The 22,786-nt window shown below is 60.2% G+C and carries 22 protein-coding genes and 1 tRNA gene; 5 read left to right on the top strand and 18 right to left on the bottom strand.

Annotated features, from left to right (window positions below):
- The first annotated feature begins 3 nt into the window (after nucleotides 1-3).
- The 3 genes from FIU85_RS08730 to FIU85_RS08720 all read left to right on the top strand — a co-directional run bounded on the left by FIU85_RS08730 (nucleotide 4) and on the right by FIU85_RS08720 (nucleotide 2,771).
- Nucleotides 4-951, top strand: coding sequence for an ABC transporter permease (locus FIU85_RS08730; protein ID WP_152496608.1), 948 nt, complete (start codon nucleotides 4-6; stop codon nucleotides 949-951).
- Nucleotides 952-1,104: 153 nt separating this feature from the next.
- Nucleotides 1,105-2,019, top strand: a complete 915-nt coding sequence (locus tag FIU85_RS08725) for a sulfite exporter TauE/SafE family protein (RefSeq protein WP_152491094.1) — start codon at nucleotides 1,105-1,107, stop codon at nucleotides 2,017-2,019.
- Entirely contained in the window at nucleotides 2,019-2,771 is a 753-nt protein-coding gene (locus FIU85_RS08720) for a TIGR02186 family protein (RefSeq protein ID WP_152496607.1), read from the top strand. Before FIU85_RS08725 ends, FIU85_RS08720 begins: the two co-directional genes overlap by 1 nt.
- 185 nt (nucleotides 2,772-2,956) lie before the next feature.
- Here FIU85_RS08720 and FIU85_RS08715 read toward each other — a convergent pair whose 3' ends face one another.
- From FIU85_RS08715 to FIU85_RS08700, 5 genes are all read right to left on the bottom strand, one after another.
- The gene (locus FIU85_RS08715; protein WP_152496606.1) at nucleotides 2,957-3,598 is read right to left on the bottom strand and encodes an NAD(P)-dependent oxidoreductase; all 642 of its coding nucleotides are present in this window, start codon (nucleotides 3,596-3,598) and stop codon (nucleotides 2,957-2,959) included.
- A 67-nt stretch (nucleotides 3,599-3,665) separates the two neighbouring features.
- Nucleotides 3,666-4,469, bottom strand: a complete 804-nt coding sequence (locus FIU85_RS08710) for a PHB depolymerase family esterase (protein ID WP_254703031.1) — start codon at nucleotides 4,467-4,469, stop codon at nucleotides 3,666-3,668.
- 139 nt (nucleotides 4,470-4,608) lie between these two features.
- The gene (locus FIU85_RS21980; protein WP_172977994.1) at nucleotides 4,609-4,779 is read right to left on the bottom strand and encodes a hypothetical protein; all 171 of its coding nucleotides are present in this window, start codon (nucleotides 4,777-4,779) and stop codon (nucleotides 4,609-4,611) included.
- A gap of 15 nt (nucleotides 4,780-4,794) precedes the next feature.
- On the bottom strand, nucleotides 4,795-6,180 hold the full coding sequence (locus tag FIU85_RS08705; RefSeq protein WP_152496604.1) for an ammonium transporter: 1,386 nt from the start codon (nucleotides 6,178-6,180) through the stop codon (nucleotides 4,795-4,797).
- Nucleotides 6,181-6,613: 433 nt separating this feature from the next.
- Entirely contained in the window at nucleotides 6,614-8,047 is a 1,434-nt protein-coding gene (locus FIU85_RS08700; RefSeq protein ID WP_152491099.1) for an FAD-binding oxidoreductase, read from the bottom strand.
- A gap of 101 nt (nucleotides 8,048-8,148) precedes the next feature.
- Between FIU85_RS08700 and FIU85_RS08695 the strand changes: the two genes are divergently transcribed.
- Together FIU85_RS08695 and FIU85_RS08690 are read left to right on the top strand one after the other, a co-directional pair.
- Nucleotides 8,149-8,225, top strand: a tRNA-Met gene (locus FIU85_RS08695).
- A gap of 292 nt (nucleotides 8,226-8,517) precedes the next feature.
- On the top strand, nucleotides 8,518-8,757 hold the full coding sequence (locus FIU85_RS08690; RefSeq protein ID WP_172978841.1) for a hypothetical protein: 240 nt from the start codon (nucleotides 8,518-8,520) through the stop codon (nucleotides 8,755-8,757).
- 31 nt (nucleotides 8,758-8,788) lie between these two features.
- Here FIU85_RS08690 and FIU85_RS08685 read toward each other — a convergent pair whose 3' ends face one another.
- The 13 genes from FIU85_RS08685 to FIU85_RS08630 all read right to left on the bottom strand — a co-directional run bounded on the left by FIU85_RS08685 (nucleotide 8,789) and on the right by FIU85_RS08630 (nucleotide 22,769).
- Nucleotides 8,789-9,466, bottom strand: coding sequence for a HEPN domain-containing protein (locus tag FIU85_RS08685; protein WP_152496602.1), 678 nt, complete (start codon nucleotides 9,464-9,466; stop codon nucleotides 8,789-8,791).
- Between the two features lie 134 nt (nucleotides 9,467-9,600).
- The gene (locus tag FIU85_RS08680) at nucleotides 9,601-9,825 is read right to left on the bottom strand and encodes a hypothetical protein (protein WP_152496601.1); all 225 of its coding nucleotides are present in this window, start codon (nucleotides 9,823-9,825) and stop codon (nucleotides 9,601-9,603) included.
- A gap of 29 nt (nucleotides 9,826-9,854) precedes the next feature.
- Nucleotides 9,855-12,722 (bottom strand): phage tail length tape measure family protein, encoded by a 2,868-nt coding sequence (locus tag FIU85_RS08675; RefSeq protein ID WP_172978840.1) that lies wholly within the window; start codon nucleotides 12,720-12,722, stop codon nucleotides 9,855-9,857.
- A 578-nt stretch (nucleotides 12,723-13,300) separates the two neighbouring features.
- The gene (locus FIU85_RS08670) at nucleotides 13,301-13,996 is read right to left on the bottom strand and encodes a recombinase family protein (protein WP_152496599.1); all 696 of its coding nucleotides are present in this window, start codon (nucleotides 13,994-13,996) and stop codon (nucleotides 13,301-13,303) included.
- Nucleotides 13,997-14,202: 206 nt separating this feature from the next.
- Nucleotides 14,203-14,982 (bottom strand): pentapeptide repeat-containing protein, encoded by a 780-nt coding sequence (locus FIU85_RS08665; RefSeq protein WP_152496598.1) that lies wholly within the window; start codon nucleotides 14,980-14,982, stop codon nucleotides 14,203-14,205.
- Nucleotides 14,979-15,773 (bottom strand): hypothetical protein, encoded by a 795-nt coding sequence (locus FIU85_RS08660; protein WP_172978839.1) that lies wholly within the window; start codon nucleotides 15,771-15,773, stop codon nucleotides 14,979-14,981. Before FIU85_RS08660 ends, FIU85_RS08665 begins: the two co-directional genes overlap by 4 nt.
- Nucleotides 15,774-16,198: 425 nt before the next feature.
- Complete coding sequence (locus tag FIU85_RS08655; protein WP_152496596.1) at nucleotides 16,199-19,447, bottom strand: hypothetical protein; 3,249 nt, start codon at nucleotides 19,445-19,447, stop codon at nucleotides 16,199-16,201.
- A gap of 157 nt (nucleotides 19,448-19,604) precedes the next feature.
- The gene (locus FIU85_RS21975; RefSeq protein ID WP_172978838.1) at nucleotides 19,605-19,766 is read right to left on the bottom strand and encodes a hypothetical protein; all 162 of its coding nucleotides are present in this window, start codon (nucleotides 19,764-19,766) and stop codon (nucleotides 19,605-19,607) included.
- 264 nt (nucleotides 19,767-20,030) lie between these two features.
- Complete coding sequence (locus tag FIU85_RS08650; protein ID WP_152496595.1) at nucleotides 20,031-20,351, bottom strand: hypothetical protein; 321 nt, start codon at nucleotides 20,349-20,351, stop codon at nucleotides 20,031-20,033.
- Nucleotides 20,352-20,555: 204 nt separating this feature from the next.
- Nucleotides 20,556-20,771, bottom strand: coding sequence for a hypothetical protein (locus tag FIU85_RS08645; RefSeq protein ID WP_172978837.1), 216 nt, complete (start codon nucleotides 20,769-20,771; stop codon nucleotides 20,556-20,558).
- 210 nt (nucleotides 20,772-20,981) lie between these two features.
- Nucleotides 20,982-21,440 (bottom strand): hypothetical protein, encoded by a 459-nt coding sequence (locus tag FIU85_RS08640; RefSeq protein WP_152496593.1) that lies wholly within the window; start codon nucleotides 21,438-21,440, stop codon nucleotides 20,982-20,984.
- Nucleotides 21,440-22,003 carry a hypothetical protein gene (locus tag FIU85_RS08635; protein ID WP_152496592.1) on the bottom strand — a complete coding sequence of 188 codons (564 nt, stop codon included), beginning with the start codon at nucleotides 22,001-22,003 and terminating at the stop codon, nucleotides 21,440-21,442. Before FIU85_RS08635 ends, FIU85_RS08640 begins: the two co-directional genes overlap by 1 nt.
- Before the next feature lie 202 nt (nucleotides 22,004-22,205).
- Nucleotides 22,206-22,769, bottom strand: coding sequence for a hypothetical protein (locus tag FIU85_RS08630; protein ID WP_172978836.1), 564 nt, complete (start codon nucleotides 22,767-22,769; stop codon nucleotides 22,206-22,208).
- Nucleotides 22,770-22,786: the final 17 nt, after the last annotated feature.

The raw sequence follows: 22,786 nt of genomic DNA, 5'->3' as shown, positions 1-22,786 counted from the left end.
CGCATGGAGTTTCTGACCCTTCTGCAAGTTCTCGACAGCACGGTGCGGCTGGCCATACCGCTGTTGCTGGCGTGTCTTGCGGGGCTGTTCAGCGAGCGGGCGGGGATTTTCGACATCGGGCTGGAAGGCAAGATGCTGATGGCGGCGTTCTTTTCGGCTGCCGTCGCTTATGTGTCGGGGTCGGCCTGGGTGGGGCTGCTGGCGGGAATCGGGTCGTCGATGCTGCTGTCGGGTCTGCACGGGCTGGCCAGCATCACGTTCCGGGGCAATCAGTTGATCTCGGGCGTGGCGATCAATTTCCTGGCGGCGGGGCTGACGGTGCTGATCGCGGCGGATTGGTTCGAGGAGGCGGGGCGGACGCCCTCGCTGGGCACGGGGGCGCGGTTCGAGCCGATCGACCTGCCATTCGCGGGCAGCTTGGGGCCGGTCTATGGCGAGCTCGTGTCCGGGCATACGATACTGGTCTACCTTGCTTTTCTGTGCGTGCCGGCCAGCTGGTGGGTGCTGTACCGCACGCGGTTCGGGCTGCGGCTGCGGGCGGTGGGCGAAAACCCGGAAGCGGTGGACACGGCGGGCATCAGCGTGCCGGGGATGCGGTTCGCGGCGCTGGCGATCTGCGGCGTGCTGTGCGGGGTGGCGGGGGCGTACCTGTCTACCGCGTTGCAGGCCGGGTTCGTCAAGGACATGACGGCGGGGCGCGGATACATCGCGCTGGCAGCGCTGATCTTTGCCAAGTGGCGACCGTGGTACGCGCTGTGGGCGACGCTCTTGTTCGGGTTGTTGCAGGCGGTGGCGCTGCGGTACCAGACGCTCGAGCTGGGCGGGATCGCGGTTCCGACGCAGCTGATGGATGCGGCGCCGTATATCCTGACGGTCGTGATCCTGGCCGGGTTCGTCGGCAAGGCGATTCCGCCGAAATCGGGCGGCATGCCTTACGTCAAAGAGCGCTAACTGCCCCGAGTGTCTCAAAAGTTTTGGAAACGGAAGCGCATGGACCGATGCGTTCACACTTCGTAAGGCCAGTTCACATAAATTGATCAGACCTGAGACGGCAAAGCCCATGCCGCGCTTGCAAAAAGCCCTGAGCCGGGGCTAACACGGGTTATGCAGATCTACCTTCCCATCGCCGAGGTTTCGGTCAACGCGTTCCTGCTTTTGGGGCTGGGTGGATTGGTGGGCGTGCTGTCGGGGATGTTCGGTGTGGGCGGCGGGTTCCTGATGACGCCGCTGCTGTTCTTCATCGGCATCCCGCCGGCGGTGGCCGTGGCGACCGAGGCGAACCAGATCGTCGCGTCGTCCTTTTCGGGCGTGCTGGCGCATCTGAGGCGCAAGACCGTGGACCTCCGAATGGGCACGGTGCTGCTGATCGGCGGCCTCATAGGGGCCGCGCTGGGCGTCGTGGTCTTCAACTACCTGCGGTCGCTGGGGCAGGTCGATCTGCTGGTGCGGCTGTGCTACGTGGTGTTCCTGGGCATCATCGGCGGGATGATGTTCTTTGAAAGCCTGCGGGCGATCCGGCGCAGCAAGTCGGGCAAGCCCGCGGCGCGCAAGAAACATACCTGGATCCAGAAGCTGCCGTTCAAGATGAGGTTCCGCACGAGCGGGCTGTATATCAGCGTCATTCCCCCGGTGATCGTGGGGGTTTGCGTGGGCATCCTGGCGGCGATCATGGGTGTGGGCGGCGGGTTCATCATGGTGCCGGCGATGATCTACCTGCTGGGGATGCCCACCAAGGTGGTCGTGGGCACGTCGCTGTTCCAGATCATTTTCGTGACGGCCTTTACCACGCTTCTGCACGCCACGACGAACTTTACCGTGGACGTGGCGCTGGCGGTGCTGCTGTTGATCGGGGGCGTGATCGGGGCGCAGGTCGGGACCACGATCGGCACGCGGATGAAGGCCGAGCAACTGCGGATCCTGCTGGCGCTGATGGTGCTGGCGGTGTGCTTCAAGCTGGCGCTGGACCTGCTGCTTGTCCCCTCCGAGCTTTATTCCATTGGCGCGGCGGAGGGGCATTGATGCGTTGGCTGATCGCCTTTCTGTTCATGGCTGGGCCGGTGATGGCGGAGGAGGTCGTGCTGGGCCTGAGCCGCGACAAGGTGGCGATCACCGCCACCTTCGATGGTTCGGAAATACTGGTGTTCGGTGCGGTCAAGCGGGAAGAGAAGATCCCCGAGGAACCGCTGGACGTGATCGTGGCCATCGCGGGTCCGAGCAAGCCGGTGGTGGTGCGCCGCAAGGAACGGCGGTTCGGTATCTGGGTGAATACGGACGCGGTCGAGGTGGACCGGGCGCCGTCGTTTTATGCCATCGCCACGACCGGGCCGCTGGACCGGGTGCTGTCGAATGTCGAGGACCTGCGGCACAGCATTTCGATCCCGCGGGCGATTCGGGCGGTGGGCACGGCGAGCGACACGGTCGATCCGCAGGCCTTTACCGAGGCGATCATCCGCATCCGCAAGGCCAACGGGGCCTACTCTTTGCAGGAAGGGGCGGTGTCGCTGGACGAGCAGACGCTGTTCCGTACCTCCATTGCCATGCCTGCGAACCTGACGGAAGGGGCCTATACGACGCGCATCTTCCTGACCCGGGGCGGCGAGGTCGTGTCGACCTACGAGACGGCCATCGGCGTGCAGAAGGTCGGGCTGGAGCGGTGGATCTTCAACCTGTCGCGGGAACAGCCGCTGATCTACGGGTTGATGTCGCTGGCCATCGCCATCGCGGCGGGCTGGGGGGCGTCGGCGGCGTTCCGGGCGATACGGGATCGCTGAGCCGGATCCAGGGTTAACGTTCCTGATTCACCATGTTTCGCATGTCGGTACCCGCGTCGGTATCCGGGCGGTATCGCGACGGTGCCAATTCTGTCGCACGGCAGGTTAACGGACCGCGCGGATTTCGCGGCCGCAGCATCAAAGCTGAAGAAGGCGTAAAATCCATAGGTCCAGTTCTTGCGAATTCACCGGGCGAGAACGACGTCCCCGCGGATGTCCAGACCCTCCTCGATCGCGTCGATCAGGTAGCAGGCGGTGTCGGCGCGCGAGATCAGGCCGTTGCGCCACGCCTTGGGGTCGCGCAGCACCTGGTAGCTGCCGGTGCGCGTGCCGTTTGTCAGGATCACGGGGCGCGCGATGGTCCAGTCGAGCGGGCTGTCCATGATCAACGCCTCCTGCCGGTCCTTGTCGGCATAGGGCCTGCCCAGGATCGCCTTGTGCCCGAGGCTTTCAAGCGAACTCATGGCCGACCGGCTGCGGCCCGCGCCGAAGCCGGTGACGGCGACGAGGCGGGAGACGTCCGCCGTCTGCATGGCGTCCAGAAGGATGCGGGTGGTTTCCGAGAAGAGCGTGACCTCTTTCCAGAGCATCGAGACGCTTTCCTTGATCCCCAGCGCATAGATCACCGCGTCGGTGCCTTTGAGCGCGCCTGCGACGGTGACGGGGTCCAGCGCGTCACCGGGAAACGGCTCCAGCCCCGGAGCGGGGGGCATGTCGCCGGCGGAGCGGGCGAAGGCGCGGACTGTGTGATCGCGGCGCAGCGCCTCTTCTACGGCGCATTGGCCGATGCCGGAGGTGGCGCCGAAGATGGTCATGTGGGTGCTCATGCGGGTCCCTTGCGTGGCGTTCGTGTCAGGACCTAGCGGCGGCGGGGGCGAGGTAAAGTGCCTTGGGTCAACCGGAGAAGATCAGACCCCAGGCGGCGGCGATCCAGTCCGTGCGAAAGCTGTGGCCGCCGGGATGCAGGCATTTGAGCAGCCGGGTGTTGTTGGGGGCGGTCCAGGCTTCGCAGGTCAGGCCGTCATGCAACGTGGGGGCCTTGGAGGGTTCGTGCCCGGCGAGCTTACGGTACATCGAGAGGACGGTTTCGACATCGCCCTGGCGCGCCTCGCCGATGGCGCGGCCCGCAAGTGGAACGATCTGGTCGGACGTGCCGTGGACATGGATGATGTCGGCGGGAGGCATCGCGCAGCTGTCGGGCGTGGGCGCCCAGAAGGTGCCGGCGACGGGAATGAAGCCGGCATAGTCGGCGGGCCGGTGACAGGTCAGGGTCCAGGTCATCATGCCGCCGGCGGAAAAGCCGGCCATGACGATGCGGTCGGGGTCGATCGGGTTCCTGTCCAGAATGTCGGCGCGCAGGGCGTCGAAATAGGCCAGTTCCGTGTCGGGCGAGGTGACGCCGCCGGAGGGCGTGCCGGGCAGGCGCCAGTCGTCGCCCTCGGCGTTGGCCGCGACCAGCGCGATGCCAAGCCGGTCGGCCATGGCGCGCAGCGAACCGTTGCGCATCGTGCCCGCCGCCGAGCCCTTGTAGCCGTGGGCGAAGATCAGCGCGCCCATGGGCATGGAGCCGTCCTGCCCCTGTGGCAGGTAGATGCGGTAGCTGCGGTCACCGATCCGGCAGTCGGTGTCGAGGCCGCAGGCGACGGCCGGAAGACCGGGCAGCGTCAGGGCGAGCGTGAGGGCGAGGAGGGCAGCCAAGTGTTTCATGCCGCAAGGATTAGCACCGCCGGCGCCCGGTGACAGGGCCAATGGGGGACTTCACGGTCATTTGACCCTGCCCGAATGCAAAACGCCCCGCAGGCAACCCGCGGGGCGTTTCGGCCAAGCAGGCCGAGGTTTACTTGTGCTTCTTGTACTTGGTCGACTCGATGCCGTTGCCAAAGAACAGGGCGGCGACGCAGATGCCGATGGCGATCAGGCTGTAGACCAGCGTGTGGCCACCCGCGCCGCCAACGAAGATCACGCCGCTGACACCGTCCCAGGATGCGTTCTCAAAGGGAAATCCCATGGTTCTTTCCTTTCGTTACTGCGACGCCGGGGGCGACGCCATGATGCCTTCGGGATAGGCCTGTGCCGGTACCTTGACCGTGTCCAGACCCGCGATTTCGGCCGCCTCGGGCACGCGCAGCATTCCCACCATTTTCAGGATGAGGGAACTGACGTAGCCGGTGCTGAAACCGATCGCGACGAAGACGACGATGCCGACAAGCTGGCCGATGAAGCTGACCGTCGGGGCGCCTTCGCCGGTGAGGGCGGGGTAGCCCGACGCGAAGATGCCCAACATCAGCATCCCGAAGATGCCCATCGTGCCGTGCACGGTGACGGCACCCACCGCGTCGTCGATCCCCATGTTTTCGAGGATCGTGGCGGCAGGTTTCAGCATGATGCCCGCGACGATGGCGATGATGAAGGTCAGCGACGGGAAGTAGATGTCGAGACCCGAGGCCACCGAGATGAGACCCGCCAGCGCGCCGGACATCATCCAGAACGGATCGCGCGTGAAGAGCCATGCGCCGATGATGCCGCCGGACACACCCATCAGGATGTTGAAGGTCAGTGCGCCAAGGTTGGTGGGCGTGCCGTAGATCGTGGTGAAGTTTGCACCCCAGGACCACGCCTCGCCGCCGACGACCAGACAGGCCATCAGGAAGCCCCAGAAGCCCACGACGATGAGCATGAGGCCCGTTGCCGTGAAGGGCATGTTGTGGCCGGCAAGGTTGTTGGCGGTGCCGTCGGGATTGAACTTGCCAATGCGCGGGCCGAGGTTGATCAGCACGCCGAGCGCGAAGAAGGCCGCGACAGCGTGGACAAGCCCGGCGGCGCCGAAGTCATGTACACCCCAGTTTTGCACAAGCCAGCCATCCGCGTGCCAGCCCCAGGCGGCGGCCAGCGTCCAGCTGAACCCGCCGAGGATGATGGCGAGGATGACGAAGCCCACGGTCTGGATGCGCTCGATGACGGCACCCGACATGATCGAGGCGGTGGTGGCGGCAAAGAGCGTGAACGCGCCCCAGAAGACGCCGTCGATCTGGTCTTCGGTATTGGGGCCCATGTAGGCCGCCGATTCCCCCCAAGGGAAAGCGATGGAGTTGGCATAGGCTGCGCCGGAGATGCCGTTCGGCCCCTCGGACAGCGAGAAGCCCGTGGGGAAGCCCCAGTAGACCCACCAGCCGAAGAAGTAGAAGGCCGGAATGACGAACGCGAAGGCAAGGATGTTCTTGACGCCCGACGAGAGCGCGTTCTTGGCGCGCGAGGCGCCCATTTCATAGGCCAGGAAGCCTGCGTGGATGATGATCATGAGGGGGATGGAGAGGTAGTAATACGTCTCCGCGAACATGGTGTTGGTCATGTTCCCCTTCGCCTCCATCGCGGCCACCTGGGCCGCAAGTTCCGCGAGTTGTTCTTCCATTTTTCTTTTTAACCTCCGTGTTGGCCGGAGCGCGCAGTCCCGTACGCTTCGATTCCGGCGACGCCTTTACTGAAACGGGTCCAAGGCATTCCGCCAAACGTTTTTTTCGGGCCGCGCGCGGCGGGGAAAGCGCCGTTTTCGCGGGTACAGGACGGAGGGGGGAAAGGTGGGCAGGAGGCGCGGATTTGGCGTGGCTTGCCGTAAGATTATGAAACTTTTAAGTAATCATGCGGGGCATGGGGGTGTGAGCGCACTCGGTATAGGAAAGCGGGTGCATTCTTATCGCCGCAGGGTTGTGCGGGAAAAATTTGGCATCGCGGTTTCGTGTGGTCCAAATGTGAACCAAAGTTTGCACAGTAAATAGGCAGCCGGCGCTAAAGATGCGGGCAACCAGACCGGAGTTGTACCGGATCAGGTTACCCGCAGGACAGGCTCAGCCGGGCGGACCGGGCAGGACCTTGCCGGGGTTGAGGATGTTCTGCGGGTCAAGCGCGGCCTTGATGCTGCGCATCACGTCCAGGGCCACGGCATCCTTGTGCAGGGCCATCGCGGGACGTTTCGACAGGCCGACGCCGTGTTCCGCGGAAAAGGAGCCGCCGAGGGATATCGCCACGTTTTCGACTGCGCGATTGACGGCGGCGTGCACCTCCGGATCGTCGGTGGTGGGCCAGCCGGAGAAGTGCAGGTTGCCGTCGCCCAGATGCGCCACGTGCAGGAAGCGGATGCCCGGGTCGATGGCCCGGGTTTCGGTTTCGATCCCGGCGATCAGGTCGGCCATGCGGTCGAGCGGGACGGCGATGTCGTTGTCCACCACGGGAGAATGAAGGCGTGTGAGTTCGGCGGCGGCCTCGCGCCTTGCCCACATCTCGGACCGCTGCGCGGCGTTCTGGGCGACGGTGGCGTCGAGGATATCGCCGGCCTCGAGCATGTCGGAGAGGACGGTTTCCAGATGGCTGGCCATGGGCACGGCGCCGGTGGCGTCGGGCGTGGCGTCACGGGCCGACAGGGCGCCGAGTTCAAGGAAGATGTTGACGTCGTGACGCTGCTCGAACGGGGCGCGGGCGTCGGGATAGCGGGTGAGATGCGCGTCGATGTAGTTGCCGGGCATCAGCTCGAACGCCTCGACCGAGTTCGCGGTCTCGGCCTGAAGCCGGTGCAGGAGCGTGAGGGCCGCGGCGATTGAGGGGCAGGCGGCCATGGCGCTGACATAGGCGCGGGGCCTGGGGGCGAGTTTCAGGACGGCGGCCGTGATGATGCCCAGCGTGCCTTCGGCGCCGATCAGAAGGTCGCGCAGGTCATAGCCGGAATTGTCCTTGTGTACCGCGCTCATCAGGTCGAGCACGCGACCGTCGGCCAGGACCGCCTCGATGCCGAGGCAGAGGCCGCGGGTTGAGCCGTAGCGCACCACGTTCGAGCCGCCCGCATTGGTGGACAGCGCCCCGCCGATCATCGCCGAGCCGCGGGCGCCGAAGGTGAGCGGGAAAATCAGGTCGTGGGCGTCGGCCGCCTCGTGCAGGTTGGCGAGGATCACGCCGGCCTCGACCACGGCGACGCGCGCGTCGGGCCGGATCTCGCGGATGGTGTTCAGGCGGTCGAGCGACAAGAGCAGCGCACCGCCGGCATCGGTGCCGTGCGTCAGCCCGGTATTGCCGGAGATCGGCACGACGGGGGTGCCGTGGCGCAAGGCGCATTGCAGCGCCTTCGAGACCTCGCCCGTGTCCGCGGGGCGCAGCACGGCGAGCGGTTCCGGGCGCGTGTCGCCCATCCAGTCGATGCGGTAGGGTGCCGCGGCCTCGCCGGTGAGCACGCAGGCGTCGCCGAGCGCCGCGCGCAGATCGGAAAGCAGGAGAGTGGTATCTGTCGTCATGATGTGCAAACTGCGCCCGGTGCCGGGCGGCTGCAAGGTGAAATGCGTTGGATTTCCGGCTTGACGCAGTGATGTGCCTGTCTTAACTAGCGCCACGGTTTGGCGGAGTAGCTCAGGTGGTTAGAGCAGCGGAATCATAATCCGCGTGTCGGGGGTTCAAGTCCCTCCTCCGCTACCAACACCCCACAACGAAAAATACCTTTTAAAACAAAGACTTTATGTGCGCTTTGGGTCGCCTAGTGTGCTTGTTGTTTAGGGTATCATGCCACCCCAAACACGCTCGATTTCTGGGTTTTCATACATGTAGGAGTGGAAAATGAGTGGAAAAAGCGGTTTGCGACACCGTGAGGGGAATCGCGACGGGTGGCGCTGCCTAGAAGCCTAGGGCGGCTCCGATGCCCGGACCACAGGAAAGCAGAAAGCCTTGGAGACAGTTGCCAAGTTCGTCGTGGACTGACAGCATCGAACACATGACCGGACAGAGACGAAACATGCGTGAACGGGTTGGGACGTGGTGGAACGGAAGGTTCATTCCCGCTGAAAACGACCCCGGCGATTCATTGATCGTGTTCGGTGGCATTACTCATCGGCACTGGACCTCACGCGCTGCACGCGCCGTGGTCGGTTTTGTTGCTCGTGAATGGAAATGGGTCATCGGGACTACGTTGGCAGTCATCGGCCTGACTATGACGTACGTGCGATTGTTCTAGTTTCAGCGTAGTGGAGTGAGGTCCCAAAAGACTAGCCTTTTTCCTCCAACAATGGGTCCATGTGATCGGACAGCATTTTGGAAAGCACACAGTCAACGGCTAGAATGAGTCCATCGGCATTTGTGATATCTTTGAGAAGATCAGGCGTGAGGTGCGGCGAATTCTTGGGATTGTGAACTAATTCGTGCCGTAGCTCAAAAATCCGCTTCAACCCCTCGAGGTACTCAGCCTCAAAGCTAACTGCGGTCTCAGGTCTGTTTGGAATTCGAACCTGAATGTTAATTGCTGCATTCCAGAGGCTTCCGCCGAGAAACCTCGAAAAGACTTTCTCAATCTTGTCGGTGTTTTGGAATGACATGTCGCTGGAGACTAGCTCAAGCGGGTGTATCTGTTTCTGATATATGTGAATCAGTTCCTCGATACTGTACTTGCTTTGGTGGATATGTTTGAGGTGCGGCAAGAAGTAGTCTGGTTTGCAAACACGGAAAACTGCATCGAGCATGTCGCGGAAATAGACTTCGATGTGTGTAACAAAAGTTATAACTACTGACCTCTCAAGCAGCCTCTGGTGGCTGGAAGGCTGTTCATTCCGGACAATGTCTCTTCCCGCTGCAATGCATTGGTCCACTCCTTCTCTGTAGTTCACATATGGTCGAGCGTTTCGCGCCTCTCTAATTTCCCGATTTGCAAGAACTTTATCAAAATCCAAGGTTTAGCCTCCAAAACTGCTTCGACTGCATCGTGTCATCTGTTTTTCTTACTGGCAAATGAACATACGCCTACTGTCTCACACCTTGATCAGGCCCGAAGTCAGACTCTTACATCTAGCTTCTATGTGAAGACTTAGAGATCGCCTTCCGGGTTTACGCTGGTCCTCTCGTTCGCGGGCGCAAGTGCTGATGCGATGCTGCTTACCTTGTGGTTCGCGCGGTCGTACACGGCTCGCTCCATCTCCTTCTTGTCGTTTTCTGCGGGGTCGGTCCCGTCTTCCCCGAAGCCGCTGGGCGTCAGCCCGCGCTGTTCGCGGATTGCGTTAATCTTGTCTGTGTAAATGCCAAGTCTGCTCATTCTATTGTCCGTTCGTTTTGCTTGCGGGGTCAGCCGTTCTTCCTGAGGGCGCGCTGTGCTACTGACAAGCCGTCTGCCGCCGTTTGAGCCTGCGACCTGCGGAAGCTGTCTGCGTCCGGCGTCTGGATGTTGTAGGTTGGCGCGTAGTTCAGCATCTGGCCTGCTGCGCCGCTCTTGTCTCCACTCAGTTCCACAGGGACCTTCCGGCCCTTGGACAACGGAATCACCGCCTCGTTGGGGTGCAAAATCGAGGGGATGCCGGACGTGTTCGCCGTGCCCTCGCTGAAGTGAGGGGCATTCTTGAACGCCGCCGCCGGGACGGCGCTATGCGCGACAGCCTGTGTCGAGTATCCGCCTTCGCTAAACAGACCGGCAAGAAATCCGCCGCCGTCACCGCCGCTGAAGAGGCCCGACAGAAGGCCACCGCTACCGCCAGAACCGCCGCCACCCAGAAGTCCGCCGAACAACTCCTTCACCGCCAGCTTGGCGGCGAGGTCTGCCATGGTGGCAAGGATCGAATCTGCGAGACGCTCGAAGTCGAACTTGCCCGTCTGTGCGAATGAACTGATCTCATTCGAGAGCGAGTCGAGTACTTCCACTTCGATCTGATCGGCGGCTTCCTGATAGGACGGCACCGCATTCAACCAACCCTGTGCCCCGGCGTTTGCCGCCTTGCGCATTTCGTTTGCGCTCTTCTGTGCAGCGTCGATCTGGCGGATAAGTGCTTCCGTAGTGGCGTCTACTGCGCCGCCCATGGTGGTCTGCGCTTCTGCCATGGCGCGGGCACCTTCCCGCGTCTCAAACTGGCCTGAGGCCACCAGTTCAAGCGCCAACTTTTCTTCGGTGAGACTCGTGAGCCGGTCCTGAAGAGACTCAGTGAGGTCGGTCACGGCCTTCTGTTCTTCCGTCAGCGCGGCGGTACGGCTTGAAGAGCCACCACCGCCACCACCGCCACCACCGCCCGAACTGGTCGCGGCCTTGCGGACGGCTGCACGCTTGGCGTCAAGCTCAGCATCAAGACGAAGGCTTTCCTCGAACTGGTATCGTTCCATTTCGAGCAACTGCCCCTGCGCCCAGCCTGCGATGCCGCCAGCCGAGTTCGCGGCCATTTCCTTGGCGGCAAATTCCTGTTCCTTTTCGAAACGGACGCGGGCAACGGCGGCGGCCCTGACGCTATTCCCCGCGTTCAAGGCCGTCAGTTCTGCGGACTTCGCGGCATTGGAGATGACGCCGCCGCCGATGGACGCCAGAGAAGACAGGATAGCGTTAATTTCGGCCCGGACCCCGCTCATTGCCCCCGCCCACGCATTTGTCTGTCCCGTGGCACCTGCGATAGCATCGGAGGCGCGGTGCAGAAGCTGCTGAAGGGCGTCGGATTCATTGCTGAGGTCAATCATATGGATAGCGGCCTGCCGAAGTTCGGGCGGGAACTGCGACAACTCGATTCCAGCTTCTTCGGCGTGCTTCACGATTGCCTGAAGCGCGGCCCGCTGTTCGTCAAAGGTCTTCGCGCGACCCAGACGGAGAAGAACACCTTCGAAGTCGGCGGCGGCGGCGCGGCTGATCTTGAAATCGGTCGCGATATTCTTGATGCCGCTGCTGTACAACGCCGCCGCGCCCTGCGCCTGCTTGTAGCGCGTTTCGATGAAGCCAAGTTCCGCAACCTGAGCCTTCAACGCGTCGATGATCTCGCCCCGGCGCAGTTCGGCCTGCGCGACAGCAAGTTCACGGGCGCGAATGGCAGCGGTGCCGTACTTTTCGGCAAGCTGTACGGCGTCCATTTCCAGCACGTCGAGAGTGGCGGAAAGATCGGTGGAAAGGGTGCTGAGCGTATCGAGCTGACGCTTCAGGGACTCGGTGGCGTCTTCGGCTCCCCCGGCGGACATGACCCACTGAGTAAGTGCGGCGGCACCGCCTACGACGGCCAAAGTGGCAAGGGTCGTCGGGTTTACAAGCGAAAGCATGGCACCGCTGAGTGACTTCAGAATGGCGGTTCTACCGCCCATCTGATTGAGCATCGCTGAGAACTGGAAACCCTGCTGCATCATCGTCGTCATGATCGGCTGGCCCATCTGGGCCGACACAAAAACGTCCTGCATCTGCGCGGCAAAATAGGCCGACTCGTATCCGCCTGAACGGGCCGTGGCGGCATACCGGGTGTTTGCTGCTGACGCGGCCCCCAACTGTGCCGCCGCGCGTTCCCTTGCAGCGCTTGCCATATTGGCGCTGATCACGCCTGCCTGTTCGGCCTGTGCAACTTCCTCAATCGACCTCTCATAGGCCTTGGAGGCGGCATACAACGGATTGTACTTCTCGCGAAGTCGATCCATTTCGCTTGCCTGCTGGCGAGCGGCGCGCGCGGCCTCTTCGGTCTGACGGGCAAGCTGCACCTGTTCGCCGCGAAGGTGTTCTGCGGCGACGGTGTTCTGCAGCAAGCTGCTGCGGAGGTCGTCGAACTGGGACTTGGCAGACCTGACGTCCAAGGTACTACCCGCGTTCGTCAAATTCGACCGCAAGCGAGACAATGCGCCTTCAAGTTCGGCGAGACCGGACGTATTGCCCAAGTCGCCCATACGAAGAGCGAGGCGCTGCGCGGCCTGTTCGGAAGAACGCATCGCGGAGGCGGAGGCGAGTGCGGTTCGCTTGATCTGGGCCGCGGCCTTGTCGGATGCAGTGCCAGTGCCCTGCATGCTCTTAGAGGCGTTCTGCGCCTCGCGAGTAACTTCGCGGAGACCGGAAGTGTCCACCTTGCGGAGCTTCGTGAACGCGCCTGCGCTGTCCCGCTCCAAGTCGCGTACGGCCTGCTTCACCGCGTTCACGGCTCCTACAAATTCGCGACTGCCCCGCTTGGCGGCAGAGGCGTCTACCTTCAGACGCAATTCGTGTGTTTCTGACATTCGCTCGATAGTCCTGACTGCTAGGAAGAGGTGGCGAGGTCGCGTGCGGTACCCGGTGGCAGTCAAAGTCCGCCGCAACCTCGCCGAGTGCATGGTTGCAGCGAAGAGGAGCCGCAGACCTACTGCTAGAGATGGGCAAACTATACCACATCGCCGCCCCGGCACCTAGGAAACGGGAATTTCGGGTCACACTTTTAAGTTGAGTGTGTCGGGGTCAGGACTGCAACTCTATCCCGCCCATTTTTTAAATTTTCGGACGCGGGATTCTGATCTGGGAAGGCCGGGGGTCGTTTTGGGGATGGGTCCCCTGTCGGGCAAAAATTGCAGGGCAACAGAACAAAAGAAGCAAACACGACATAGAAAAATCGCAGTGCACTTTTCGGCGAGTTTGCGCCACCTATGCGGACAGCATCTACGCCCGATTTTGACCCCCACCCATAGCACCGCCTCGGGTCCCATACACTAAATATAGGTCCGAAGGGACTGAATGGTGTTAAGTCTGCTAACGCAGACAACATCTAGTTCGCCCGCTCACGCGGGGGCGCTGCCCTGTCCTTCGCTTGTTTTGTCAGCGGTTTTCAGGCCGGATTCAGCCTGTTTAGGGCGTTCTTCACAGTCTGTGGATACCAGACCTTCTTGCCTCTTGGCGTCTCGACACCTGCCTTTGTGAGGGCGTCTGCAATGGCTTGATATGATGACTTAGCAGCACGCATCGGCAGGGCGATCTGGGCGATATTCTGGGCATGGTTATCGGCGATACGGCGATTGGCAATGGCCGCGTGAGCGGCACCGCCACGGTCCCCGCCCAAGGCCTTCCCCTTGGCTTTCACAGAGGCCAATCCCGCCTTGGTTCTGAGGCTGATAAATCGGCGCTCTTGTTCGGCCAAACTCGCGTATAGCTGCAACTGAAATTCATCCGCGTGAGGCATGCTAACTACCTTAAATTTAACGGTTTTGTCGTCCATCAACTGGGCGATATGCAGGACTTTGCGGCTCAAGCGGTCCAGCTTGGACACCAGCAAAACCGCCCCGGTTCTACGGCAGTGCGCAAGGGCGTCAGAGAGGCCCGGACGGCGTCTAGGATCGTCATGCTTGCCACTGGCCACGTCCGTATATTCCGCGACCACTGAGGCCCCCTGACAGGCGTATGCGGACAGAAAAAGGTCAATGTCCCGGCGCTGCGCTTCAAGACCGTTCCCGCTTTTCCCTTGGGCCTTCGTGGACACCCTATAATAGGCGATAAACGGGCCTTCGATGCAGTCATTTTCAGCCATGTACAACCCTCTCTATAACCATCCATTGTTCGTTGAGATTCTTTAAGGGTTTTATACGTCGGCAAGGCATGATTCTCTAGCAAAATCAACGCCTTGAATCCGAAACGATCTGTTTCCGTATGCCTTAGGACGATTTGCAAAACGTATATCATATGTATATACATTTGCGGTGTTTACATGTCGGCGTTCGACGGCGTCTGAAAGGGCTATTTAGCGTCGGAGGCGGCTTTGGGCAGTTCTTTAAGTGACGTGATCAAAACCTCTTCGGTAGGTTCAACTGTGCCATTCAATGTGTGTGTCCGAGCCTGCTTGTCTGCGACTACCGCAATCCGGGCCAGCCAAACTGAAGCCAGAGAGTCCTCCGAATTCTGCAGTCTTTCGACAATTCTTGAGCTTGCAAATATTGTGGTGGTTTGCCTGCGGGTCCGGGACCGGGACTTCGCCATTTTCCTTTTAAGGACACGCTCGCCGTTCTGGGCGAGTTTTCTCATATGCGTTATGCTCATCTGCGCGGGGAGGAAATCGAGGAAATCTAAGAATGTCTCTAGGTCATCCGTTTCGGCTGCGGCGTTCACCACAAACTGTATCACGTGGCTTGATTTGCCAAACCTCGTTTCGATTTCGGCTAATAGCGACCTACGTGCCGGGGTACTGGACGCCGATGCAACGCTCATCATGAGCTGTACAATCGGAATATCTTCTTTTTCTGTCCAGCGAACACTCGAATCCGTCAGTATGGTAGTATCGTCAATCTTCGTATTACCATCTATCGCGGTATCGCGGAGGTCACTGCCGGTAAAGTCAAAGCCTCGGAGGTCGGCACCGCAGAAATTCAGTGCCCGAAGATCAGAATGCGTAAAGTCATTCGAAGGGTCTAGCCCAGCGAGCGCGACCAACTTGTCGAAGCGCATCTCTACGCTCGCCAAGATGCGCTCAATAGCTGAGCGCTCTTCATCGGTGACAAGGTCTTCTAGTAGGCGACTCATTGTTCTTCGAAATCGACCTTGGACGCCACAACGACAGCGTCAAGAGAACGTGCTGTCGCTCCTTCGGCTTCCCGCTTTATCGCCTTCTCAAGCACCTTGGCGATTATGGCATCCTTGTTCCGGGAAAGGCTAAACATCTTGCCCCACTTGTTACCCTTTGAAGGCCGAACCGTAATCTGACTTCGCCTAACCTGTAGTTCAGCAGTTACGTGGGATTGGTTGCTGCCTTGCGTTCTTGAGAGGATGCACAGCCGCTCGCCGGACAGAGCGGTTCCCTCCAGTGGGGTATCGGGTGATCCATCATGCATTACTTTGATTTGCCATGCATTGTTGGGCAGTGAAGTAATCGGAGGAATTTCTTGATTGTACTCGCTTTCGAGCGCTTCCTTCCAACTCTTCTTGACGTTCCCGGTAACCCCAACTTGGCCGCTGCCCGTGGGCATGCCGTCTCCTGCTATCGAAGCAGCACCGCCCCCGCCAATCTCTCCACTCGTACAGGTCTCCTGTACCGACTTGGAAGACCGTTCAACGGTGGGGATTTTCAAGTCACCATAGTCTGCGCCAATCTTTTTATCCCAACCTTCAAGATAGAGCTGTAGGCGAGCTTGCCGTATACCAACGACATAGGCACGACTGCTGAACTCAATCTCATCGGTCGCAAAGCGCAACTGACAGTGTACGTCGAGTTCTTCCCCATTCGGTCGAAGTTCCATGCTGAGGCCAGAAAGGTCAGTCAGGGGATTTGTCTCCCTCTTTTTGAAATTTTCGGTCAACGTAATAGCCTCTCCCATCTCTGCGGACCTAGGATGCACGCGTTCCGTGCATCGGTCCAGCCCGACCCCCGGATTCCGGCGAGGATTCGAACGTTACTTGCGGAGGTGCCGGAGGTGCGGCTTTTGCACCTCCGCAAATTTGAGCCCTTATTTATAGGGGTTTGCGGAGGTCCCGGAGGTCCCGGAGGTAAATCTTAAGGAATAGAGAGAGAAAATATTATTTCTTTCAACAGGCAGGCCGTTCGGGGGCGTTAATTACAAGAAAAATATTTCTACGGGCGGGGAGCGCCGGAAATACCTCCGGCACCTCCGCGACCTCCGCAAACGAAGCGTAAGTCACTGTTATCATTGGTATAAATACTGCGGAGGTCTGAAAACGTACCTCCGGCACCTCCGCAAAAGCAGAAAGGCCAGCGTTAGCTGGCCCCCTACAACTCATCAAGTCATTCTCGGTCCGGAGCGGGAACCTTCGTCATCCTGTACACCGCGCCCTTGTTCTTGGAGTCGTAAAGTTCTTCGAAGTGCAGGATGTATTCATACCCATCACCAGAGTGACCCCGGTGCGGCTTGCGTGCCAGCTTCCCGAACCCGGTCTTGATACGCCCTGAGGTGTTGTAGCAGCCGTCATAGGGGCTGTACCCCCAGCTATTGATCTGGATAGGGTCCGGCTTGTCGTCGCCGGGTTCGACCTCCGCACGCTCCGCGCCGTTCAGAATCTCCATAATGCTCACAGTGGCATCTCCGCCGAACTTGGCCGTACCGCCGGGACGGAAAAGCGTGCCGTCCACGTAGTCTGACAGAACGTCCATGAGATGCGTGACATTGTTCTGTGCGGCGTCAGCCGCCAGAGCCTTGGCGTCTTCCTGACCTTCGAGGAAACCGGCGAAACCGGCGGCTTCGAGCACGCCACCGGTAACCGCCGCCCAGTCCTCGAAAGAGGCCAAGAAATGCCCACTCCGCTTCATACCGTTTGCGACCCAGTTCTGGATCAAGGTCAGGCAGGCGTGCACCAATTCCGCCCGGTTCTGATCCACCCACTTGAATACATCGGCGTGCAAAAACCCGGTCCGCTTTTCGGGTGCTTCAACCTTGGCGTCCAGCGGGATGAAGATCGAGCGGCGCAGCAGTTCATTGGACAAAGTGACGTTGTTCGCGGTGAAAATCATGATCGACCGTACGTCTACTTCAATGGTCTGCGTCTTCCCGAGAACGCGGGCCTGATAGGTCCGGGCAGTCTGCGCCGACGCTAAATCTCCGGAATCCACCGAATGGTTGATGTTGTCGAACACGATGTGGGTCGGAGCGTTCATCAAAAGCGCGGCAAGCGTCTTCGGCATCTCTTCCTTGTTCGACGGCAGAGTTGACTCCGGCGCGGACACACCGCTTGCGATGGTGGTCAGAAGCTTCACCAAGAGCGAGGCACCCGTGCCCGGTGCAGGCTTGGACAGAATCCAACCCGGCGTCGGACCGTCAATCATTTCCCGCATGAAGGGCAAGAGGGTCAGGCCTACCGCATGGGTCACGGCAGGGGCCTTCCCGCCGTCCAGTGCCTCCTTGATCTCAGGACGCGACAACCCGCCCAGCGGGAAATCGGCGAGCACGTTATCGACAATAAGCGACTTTGCCGCGTTTACCTCTTCGGCGGTCGGGCGCGGGCTAACGCGGTCCAGCACCAATTCACTGTCCAGATACATCTGCGACCCGGCGTGATACCCGTTCGCCGTCACAAGCGTCCCGTCCGCCGCGAAAAACGGCGTGTCCACGACACCGCGAAGAGGCAAGGCGAATTCCGAGAGGTCCGACGAAAACAGGTCATCTACCACATCATAGGGCGGATAAACGTGCTGCGGATCATCACCACGCACTGCGATAAAGCGCGTGACCTTGCCCAGTTCATGCCGCCGTCCGGCACGGTCCAGCGTCTTCAACCGCCCGCGCCGAACGATTGCCGGGGCTTCCATGTACTCGAACAGGAAGGGGGAGTTTTCATTCGCGGCCCTGGCGGCGTCAGCCGCATAGCGCGTCTGATCCGGGGCAGGTTCAGTGATGTACATGCCGCCTGAGAATTCCTGATCCTTTTCCCGCTTGCTCAGCTTGTCTTCCAGTTCCTTCCAGAACTTCTTCACCTCACGCCTTCCGAGGTTGGTGTTCTTCGCGATGACCGCGGTGACGTTGGCCTGAACCGTGAGGTCAACACCTTCGCGGAACAGTCTCTTGATGAACTTGCGAATGTCTTCTTCGGTGCTGTCCGTATTGAAGGCTTCTGCACGTTCCTCCGGCGTCTTGTCGGTGTCGCCCGGTTCAGCAGGGAGAGGCGCAAGCGGATCGTCTTCGCCGTCCGCCACTTCCAACAGGAAGCCGGAGTCCTTGTCGTACAAGGCGTCTTCCTCGAACCACCCCTGCCGAAGCGCCTCTTCGAGGAACTGCAGCTTGTGCCGCCCCTGACAGGCGTCGTGGTGGCAGAACCACGTCCAGTATTCGTTCTGACTGTCGATGCTGTTGATCACCATCGTGGCGGTGCCACCTTCGGAGGTGTGCTCGTGCTCGAACGGGCATTCGCAGTGGACGTGTCCGTTGGCTTCACCCCCGGCGACACGCACCTTGTCAGAGCACAGCGTCTCCATCAGGTCCGCAATCAGGAAGCGGTCCTTACCGCCGTCGCTGTGCCACTCGTTCAGAGAAGCGCCTGACGGCGCTACGCACCTAGGCGGGCGGTTATCATCACCACCGGCCCGCGAGAACGCGTTGTCGTTACCACCGACATACGCGGACTTCTTCATGGGCTTGATATCCTCGAACGCCAGCGGGTCACCCTGCACAATCGCGCAATACCAGTCTTCCGCTGCCTTGGGGTGACGCGCGGTGTAGAACAGCCGCGACGGGTCCGTACAGGACGTGTCGAAGTGAACGCCGAGGACGTTGCGGGCCAGCCCCGTGATCTTGTCTTCCCACAGGTCGAGAGCGGCCTGCTGGGTGTCTGCAAGATCGATCAGCTTGACCGGTTCTGCCAACGGGAAGATCAAGCGAAACTTGTCCAAGGGCGGCGTGTGGAGGACGATCTTAACGCCTTCGGTGGTCTGGTACTTCTGCTTCTCGATGGTGCACCCGGCGACGAATGACTCTTCATACCGGTGCTTATCGTGGTCCTTCAGGAAGCTCCTGACTTCTTCGTCGGTCGGGTCGCGTGCGATTTCAAGCTTGCGCAGGACCTCGTCCCGCTTCAGCTCGATCCCGCGCTTGCCGTGGTTGAACGAGCTATAGACGAAGCAGAGAAGGCCAAGCTCTTCGACCTTATCCAGCGTATCGTCCAGCGATGCACCGGAGTCGACGTCAAGGCCCATGGCATACATCGTGTCCATGGCCTTCGCCTTGCGCGCGCCGCCGACACTGGACCCCAGCACGATTGCCGCGCCTTCCTTCTGCTTGCCCACGGGGTGGCGCGAAAAGCCCCATGCGGGTTCAACCTTTGAACCAGCCTGCCCGCCAACCCACGCAGCCCAAGTCAGGGTCAGGGACTGCCAGTTACCGTCCTGCGTGTTACGCCGGTCGCGCTGGCCCCACAGTTCGCCCGTGAGGAAAGTTGCTTCCCGATTAAGGAAGTCTTCGAGACCTTCAGGTTCCTTTCCATGAAAGTATGCGTGGTTCAGGTCCGGGCCGTCTTCACTCTGACCTGCGGTGTTATCTTCTGCCATTATTGTATCTCTCTCAGTTGCAGTTATTGCATGTCTCACCTCCTTTCTGGTCCTGTTTACCCTGCCGATTACCTTCAGCGACGGACGGCAGTGAAACGGGACAAAGCTGCAATCCCTTCTATGGGTCGGCTCGCCCGCTTACGCGGGCGCATCCCTTTCACCTCAGCGGCACAACGTCCCCGCCGCGGTCACCTCGCCGCTGATCCACGAGCAAAGCAAGTTCCGTCAGCAACGGCCCCGCTCCTTCGAGCGCCGCACCTTCGTCTCGCTGCTCCACCACCTCGATAAGGCGGTGCGCCCCCAAAATGATCTCTTCCATTCTGCATCCCGTCCCTACTAAATGTTGATTCTCTGTTTCGGTGGCAGGTACTACCTAGACCGCTGACAAAGCATCCGTCAATCACGAATTGAAAATCATACATGCCCATATAAATATGGTGAAATGCACTTTTTGGCCTCAAGCTGAAAACCCAAATCAAGACTGAGCTTGAAGCTTAAATCCGCAATGCAGGAAATCAACATGTTGTGTCTTGCGCAGGCGCGGCGCACAAGCTTGTTGCGAAAACGGAAACCGATTGTTTCGCTAGCTCGTGTGGTCGTCGAGGATGTCGGTCAACCGGTCTTCAAGAAGGCCGGGATACCCCCGGTCGGAAAGCTGGTCGCGGCCCTTGCCCCGCCGCCACTCGACCTCCGTAGGCGGCGAGAAGCCCGCCGCGGTCAAGACGCGACGCGTCAGGATTTCGTCCCCATCCAGTACGTCCTCCAACCATTCGAAGGAGATGCGCATGCCACCGGGTCCAGATCGGTCCGCGATGCGCTGGATTTCGCGGGCCATGCTCGTGATCATGGCGGGGTCGTATTCGTTGTGTTCGCGGGGCAGCGCCCCAATTTGGTGGCGGGTCATTTCTTCTCCTAGTTCTAATTGGTTTCAGGCAGGGGGCGCTGCTAAGGCGTCCCGAATTCTCTTTCCATCTGCGCTGCAATGGCTCTTTCGATGATGTGAAGATTCGCCTTCCATTCGTCAAAGGATGAACACGCCAACCAAGCCGCATGCCACAGGGCGCGGCGGCGGGCGGGTCTCTCCATCACCTTCCGAAAAGGCAGTGGCTTACGCGGCGCGGCGCTCTGCGAGCATGGCCTGCTTCTGTCGCTCAAGTTCTTCATTTTCAGCCTCGATCATTTCAGGGGTCCAATGCGACCGCGCCTCTTTCCAGCGCCGGAGCACTTCGGCTCGCTTCTTCGCACGCGCTTTGGCCTTGCGGCGTTCAGCGGGCGACAGGTGAAGGAAGTCGCCGGATGAGGCGTGGTTCAACGGACTATCCATTTCGCTCAGCCGCCGCTCGCGCCCGCGCCTTTGCCTTGTCCACTCCGGTAGGAAGGGGGGTGAACCTACGCGAAAGGGCGGCGTACTGTTCTTCAGAAAGGCGTTCCGCAGGCAACAGGATGCACTGCCATTCCCCACCCTCGCGGCGGAAATACTGTGACCAGACGCCGCCAGCCGACCGCACGGCGGACTCGATCTTCGTCAACACCATCACGTGAGGCCGTGCTTGCGAGCGTAGTTGATACGCTGCTGGGGGCTGAGACTGGCAAGAACGGCGTCATGTTCATTTCGGGTCATACTGTTGGTGGTGTCGGTCCGAGGCCGATCAAGGCCGTTCGCCCGTGCGTAATTCATCTTCTGCTGAGGACTGAGGCTCGCGATATCGTCGGTGATCTTCGATACCTCTGCCTGTTCAATTTCCGCAGCGATAAGTGCGTTCGAGACGTCCGTGTCCTGCTTCAGGGCCTCGATAGATTCTGCCAAATCAAGAGGGTATTCACCGCCGGTCAGGACGTGGTCACGGATCGTGGCCAGCCCCGCAATTGTCTTGGGGTCCACCTCAATACCGGTCTTCATCTGGAAGGCCTTGCCGACCTGTCCGATTGCGTCGGTGAAACGCTGGCGGTCTTCTTCGCCCAGATGGGCAAGTGTATCTTCAATATTGGCCATCACGCGGCCTCCTTTTCTTCGATAGCGACGTTCACGACGTCGATTGCCTTGATCCACGATGACCAACCGGCGTCACCCACGGGCAATTCCTCGCCTTCGCTGGTCAAGATGAAGCGGATGCAGCCGGGATGGATGAGGACGATATTGGACAGACGCGAGATGCGGGGCAAACCAGCGGCGATTGCGGCGCTGGTAGCGGTCTTCTGTACCAACCGCGCCCGTTCGACTTCCTCGCCGGTCAGCGCCTTCAGGAAGGCCTCAGCGCGGGCTTCAGGGACGTCGCCCAACCAAAGGTCGTTTACGCCGTCACGGGCGCGTTCAGCGCGTACGTGAGCATCGAATTCAACGACGCGGCTCAGGTCGTCTCCATATAGTGCACGCTTCCGGCGTTCGCGAAACCAAACCACAATATCGGGCAGCGCAAACATCTTGCCGCGCGGCTTGCAGCGAAAGTCATGAAAGGGCGGATACGGCTTCGCGGTCCACCGATAAATGGACTGGTCAGACACGCTCAGCAACGCGCACAGGTCTGCTGACCGCAGAGTCGCGGTGATAGGGTTCATAGTCACTCCTTACCCGCGCTTGCGGGCACATTCGTGTCAGGGAATTTTCGTGACCCAACCGATCAAATTCGCTGGGTCTGAGGGTCTATCCCTCTAATTGTGATGTCTATCACTTTTTACTTGACATGTCAATATTGACCACGGTCACGGTGATTCGGCGCTCGCTTAGTTTGCTTGCGTGATAATCATGTCGCCCATCCCATCAGCGGGATGCTCGCCGCCGTGCCGCGTTTTGGCTAAATTCTTCTTGGTGTCGCTTCTGAAGGTCGCGCAGTTGAGATTTCGACGCATAGTGCGCCCGACCATATCCGTCTACGATGCCGACACGTGCAAATTGCTCCTCTCCCAAAAAGCATTCGCTGTTGTATGGGAAGGCGTAGGTGATGGCATCGCCTACTTCGGTCTGGGCCTCTCTACTGTGTGGGGGAGAGGTTGCCGGGTGCGAGTAATCAGGCGTAATCATTGCTTGAGTCCATTCATCTCGCAGAATTCTGCGTCTCCACCACGACTTCTCAGCCCACGGAAGGCCGACGCGGTTCGGTTGTGGGCCTAGATTTAAGGCTTCAATTGTAATGAATGGATCACTTGGTTCTTCATCCTGCTGAAAGATTCTTTTGATGCTCACGGAAACGCGAAAGCGTGGTTTTCGAACGTCTCTATATACGGTCCACCCCAAGCTAAACGCAGAAATCGCAAGAGCCAGCACCGACACCGCGATAGGTACAAGGTCAATAAGTTCCATTTCGTCCATGTGTGTCGCATCCATTGATGTCCAGTCTCTAG

The sequence above is a fragment of the Roseovarius sp. THAF8 genome (assembly GCF_009363735.1).
GTDB lineage: Bacteria > Pseudomonadota > Alphaproteobacteria > Rhodobacterales > Rhodobacteraceae > Roseovarius.
The sequence above is the reverse complement of the archived record's forward strand: the minus strand, read 5'-3'. Positions and strand labels throughout refer to the sequence as shown.

Coding starts and splice junctions, on each gene's coding strand:
- FIU85_RS08730 (WP_152496608.1), top strand. CDS start 4: ATGGAGTTTCTGACCCTTCTGCAAGTTCTCGACAGCACGGTGCGGCTG.
- FIU85_RS08725 (WP_152491094.1), top strand. CDS start 1,105: ATGCAGATCTACCTTCCCATCGCCGAGGTTTCGGTCAACGCGTTCCTG.
- FIU85_RS08720 (WP_152496607.1), top strand. CDS start 2,019: ATGCGTTGGCTGATCGCCTTTCTGTTCATGGCTGGGCCGGTGATGGCG.
- FIU85_RS08715 (WP_152496606.1), bottom strand. CDS start 3,598: ATGAGCACCCACATGACCATCTTCGGCGCCACCTCCGGCATCGGCCAA.
- FIU85_RS21980 (WP_172977994.1), bottom strand. CDS start 4,779: ATGGGATTTCCCTTTGAGAACGCATCCTGGGACGGTGTCAGCGGCGTG.
- FIU85_RS08705 (WP_152496604.1), bottom strand. CDS start 6,180: ATGGAAGAACAACTCGCGGAACTTGCGGCCCAGGTGGCCGCGATGGAG.
- FIU85_RS08700 (WP_152491099.1), bottom strand. CDS start 8,047: ATGACGACAGATACCACTCTCCTGCTTTCCGATCTGCGCGCGGCGCTC.
- FIU85_RS08690 (WP_172978841.1), top strand. CDS start 8,518: ATGACCGGACAGAGACGAAACATGCGTGAACGGGTTGGGACGTGGTGG.
- FIU85_RS08680 (WP_152496601.1), bottom strand. CDS start 9,825: ATGAGCAGACTTGGCATTTACACAGACAAGATTAACGCAATCCGCGAA.
- FIU85_RS08675 (WP_172978840.1), bottom strand. CDS start 12,722: ATGTCAGAAACACACGAATTGCGTCTGAAGGTAGACGCCTCTGCCGCC.
- FIU85_RS08670 (WP_152496599.1), bottom strand. CDS start 13,996: ATGGCTGAAAATGACTGCATCGAAGGCCCGTTTATCGCCTATTATAGG.
- FIU85_RS08665 (WP_152496598.1), bottom strand. CDS start 14,982: ATGAGTCGCCTACTAGAAGACCTTGTCACCGATGAAGAGCGCTCAGCT.
- FIU85_RS08660 (WP_172978839.1), bottom strand. CDS start 15,773: ATGGGAGAGGCTATTACGTTGACCGAAAATTTCAAAAAGAGGGAGACA.
- FIU85_RS08655 (WP_152496596.1), bottom strand. CDS start 19,447: ATGGCAGAAGATAACACCGCAGGTCAGAGTGAAGACGGCCCGGACCTG.
- FIU85_RS21975 (WP_172978838.1), bottom strand. CDS start 19,766: ATGGAAGAGATCATTTTGGGGGCGCACCGCCTTATCGAGGTGGTGGAG.
- FIU85_RS08650 (WP_152496595.1), bottom strand. CDS start 20,351: ATGACCCGCCACCAAATTGGGGCGCTGCCCCGCGAACACAACGAATAC.
- FIU85_RS08645 (WP_172978837.1), bottom strand. CDS start 20,771: ATGGATAGTCCGTTGAACCACGCCTCATCCGGCGACTTCCTTCACCTG.
- FIU85_RS08640 (WP_152496593.1), bottom strand. CDS start 21,440: ATGGCCAATATTGAAGATACACTTGCCCATCTGGGCGAAGAAGACCGC.
- FIU85_RS08635 (WP_152496592.1), bottom strand. CDS start 22,003: ATGAACCCTATCACCGCGACTCTGCGGTCAGCAGACCTGTGCGCGTTG.
- FIU85_RS08630 (WP_172978836.1), bottom strand. CDS start 22,769: ATGGATGCGACACACATGGACGAAATGGAACTTATTGACCTTGTACCT.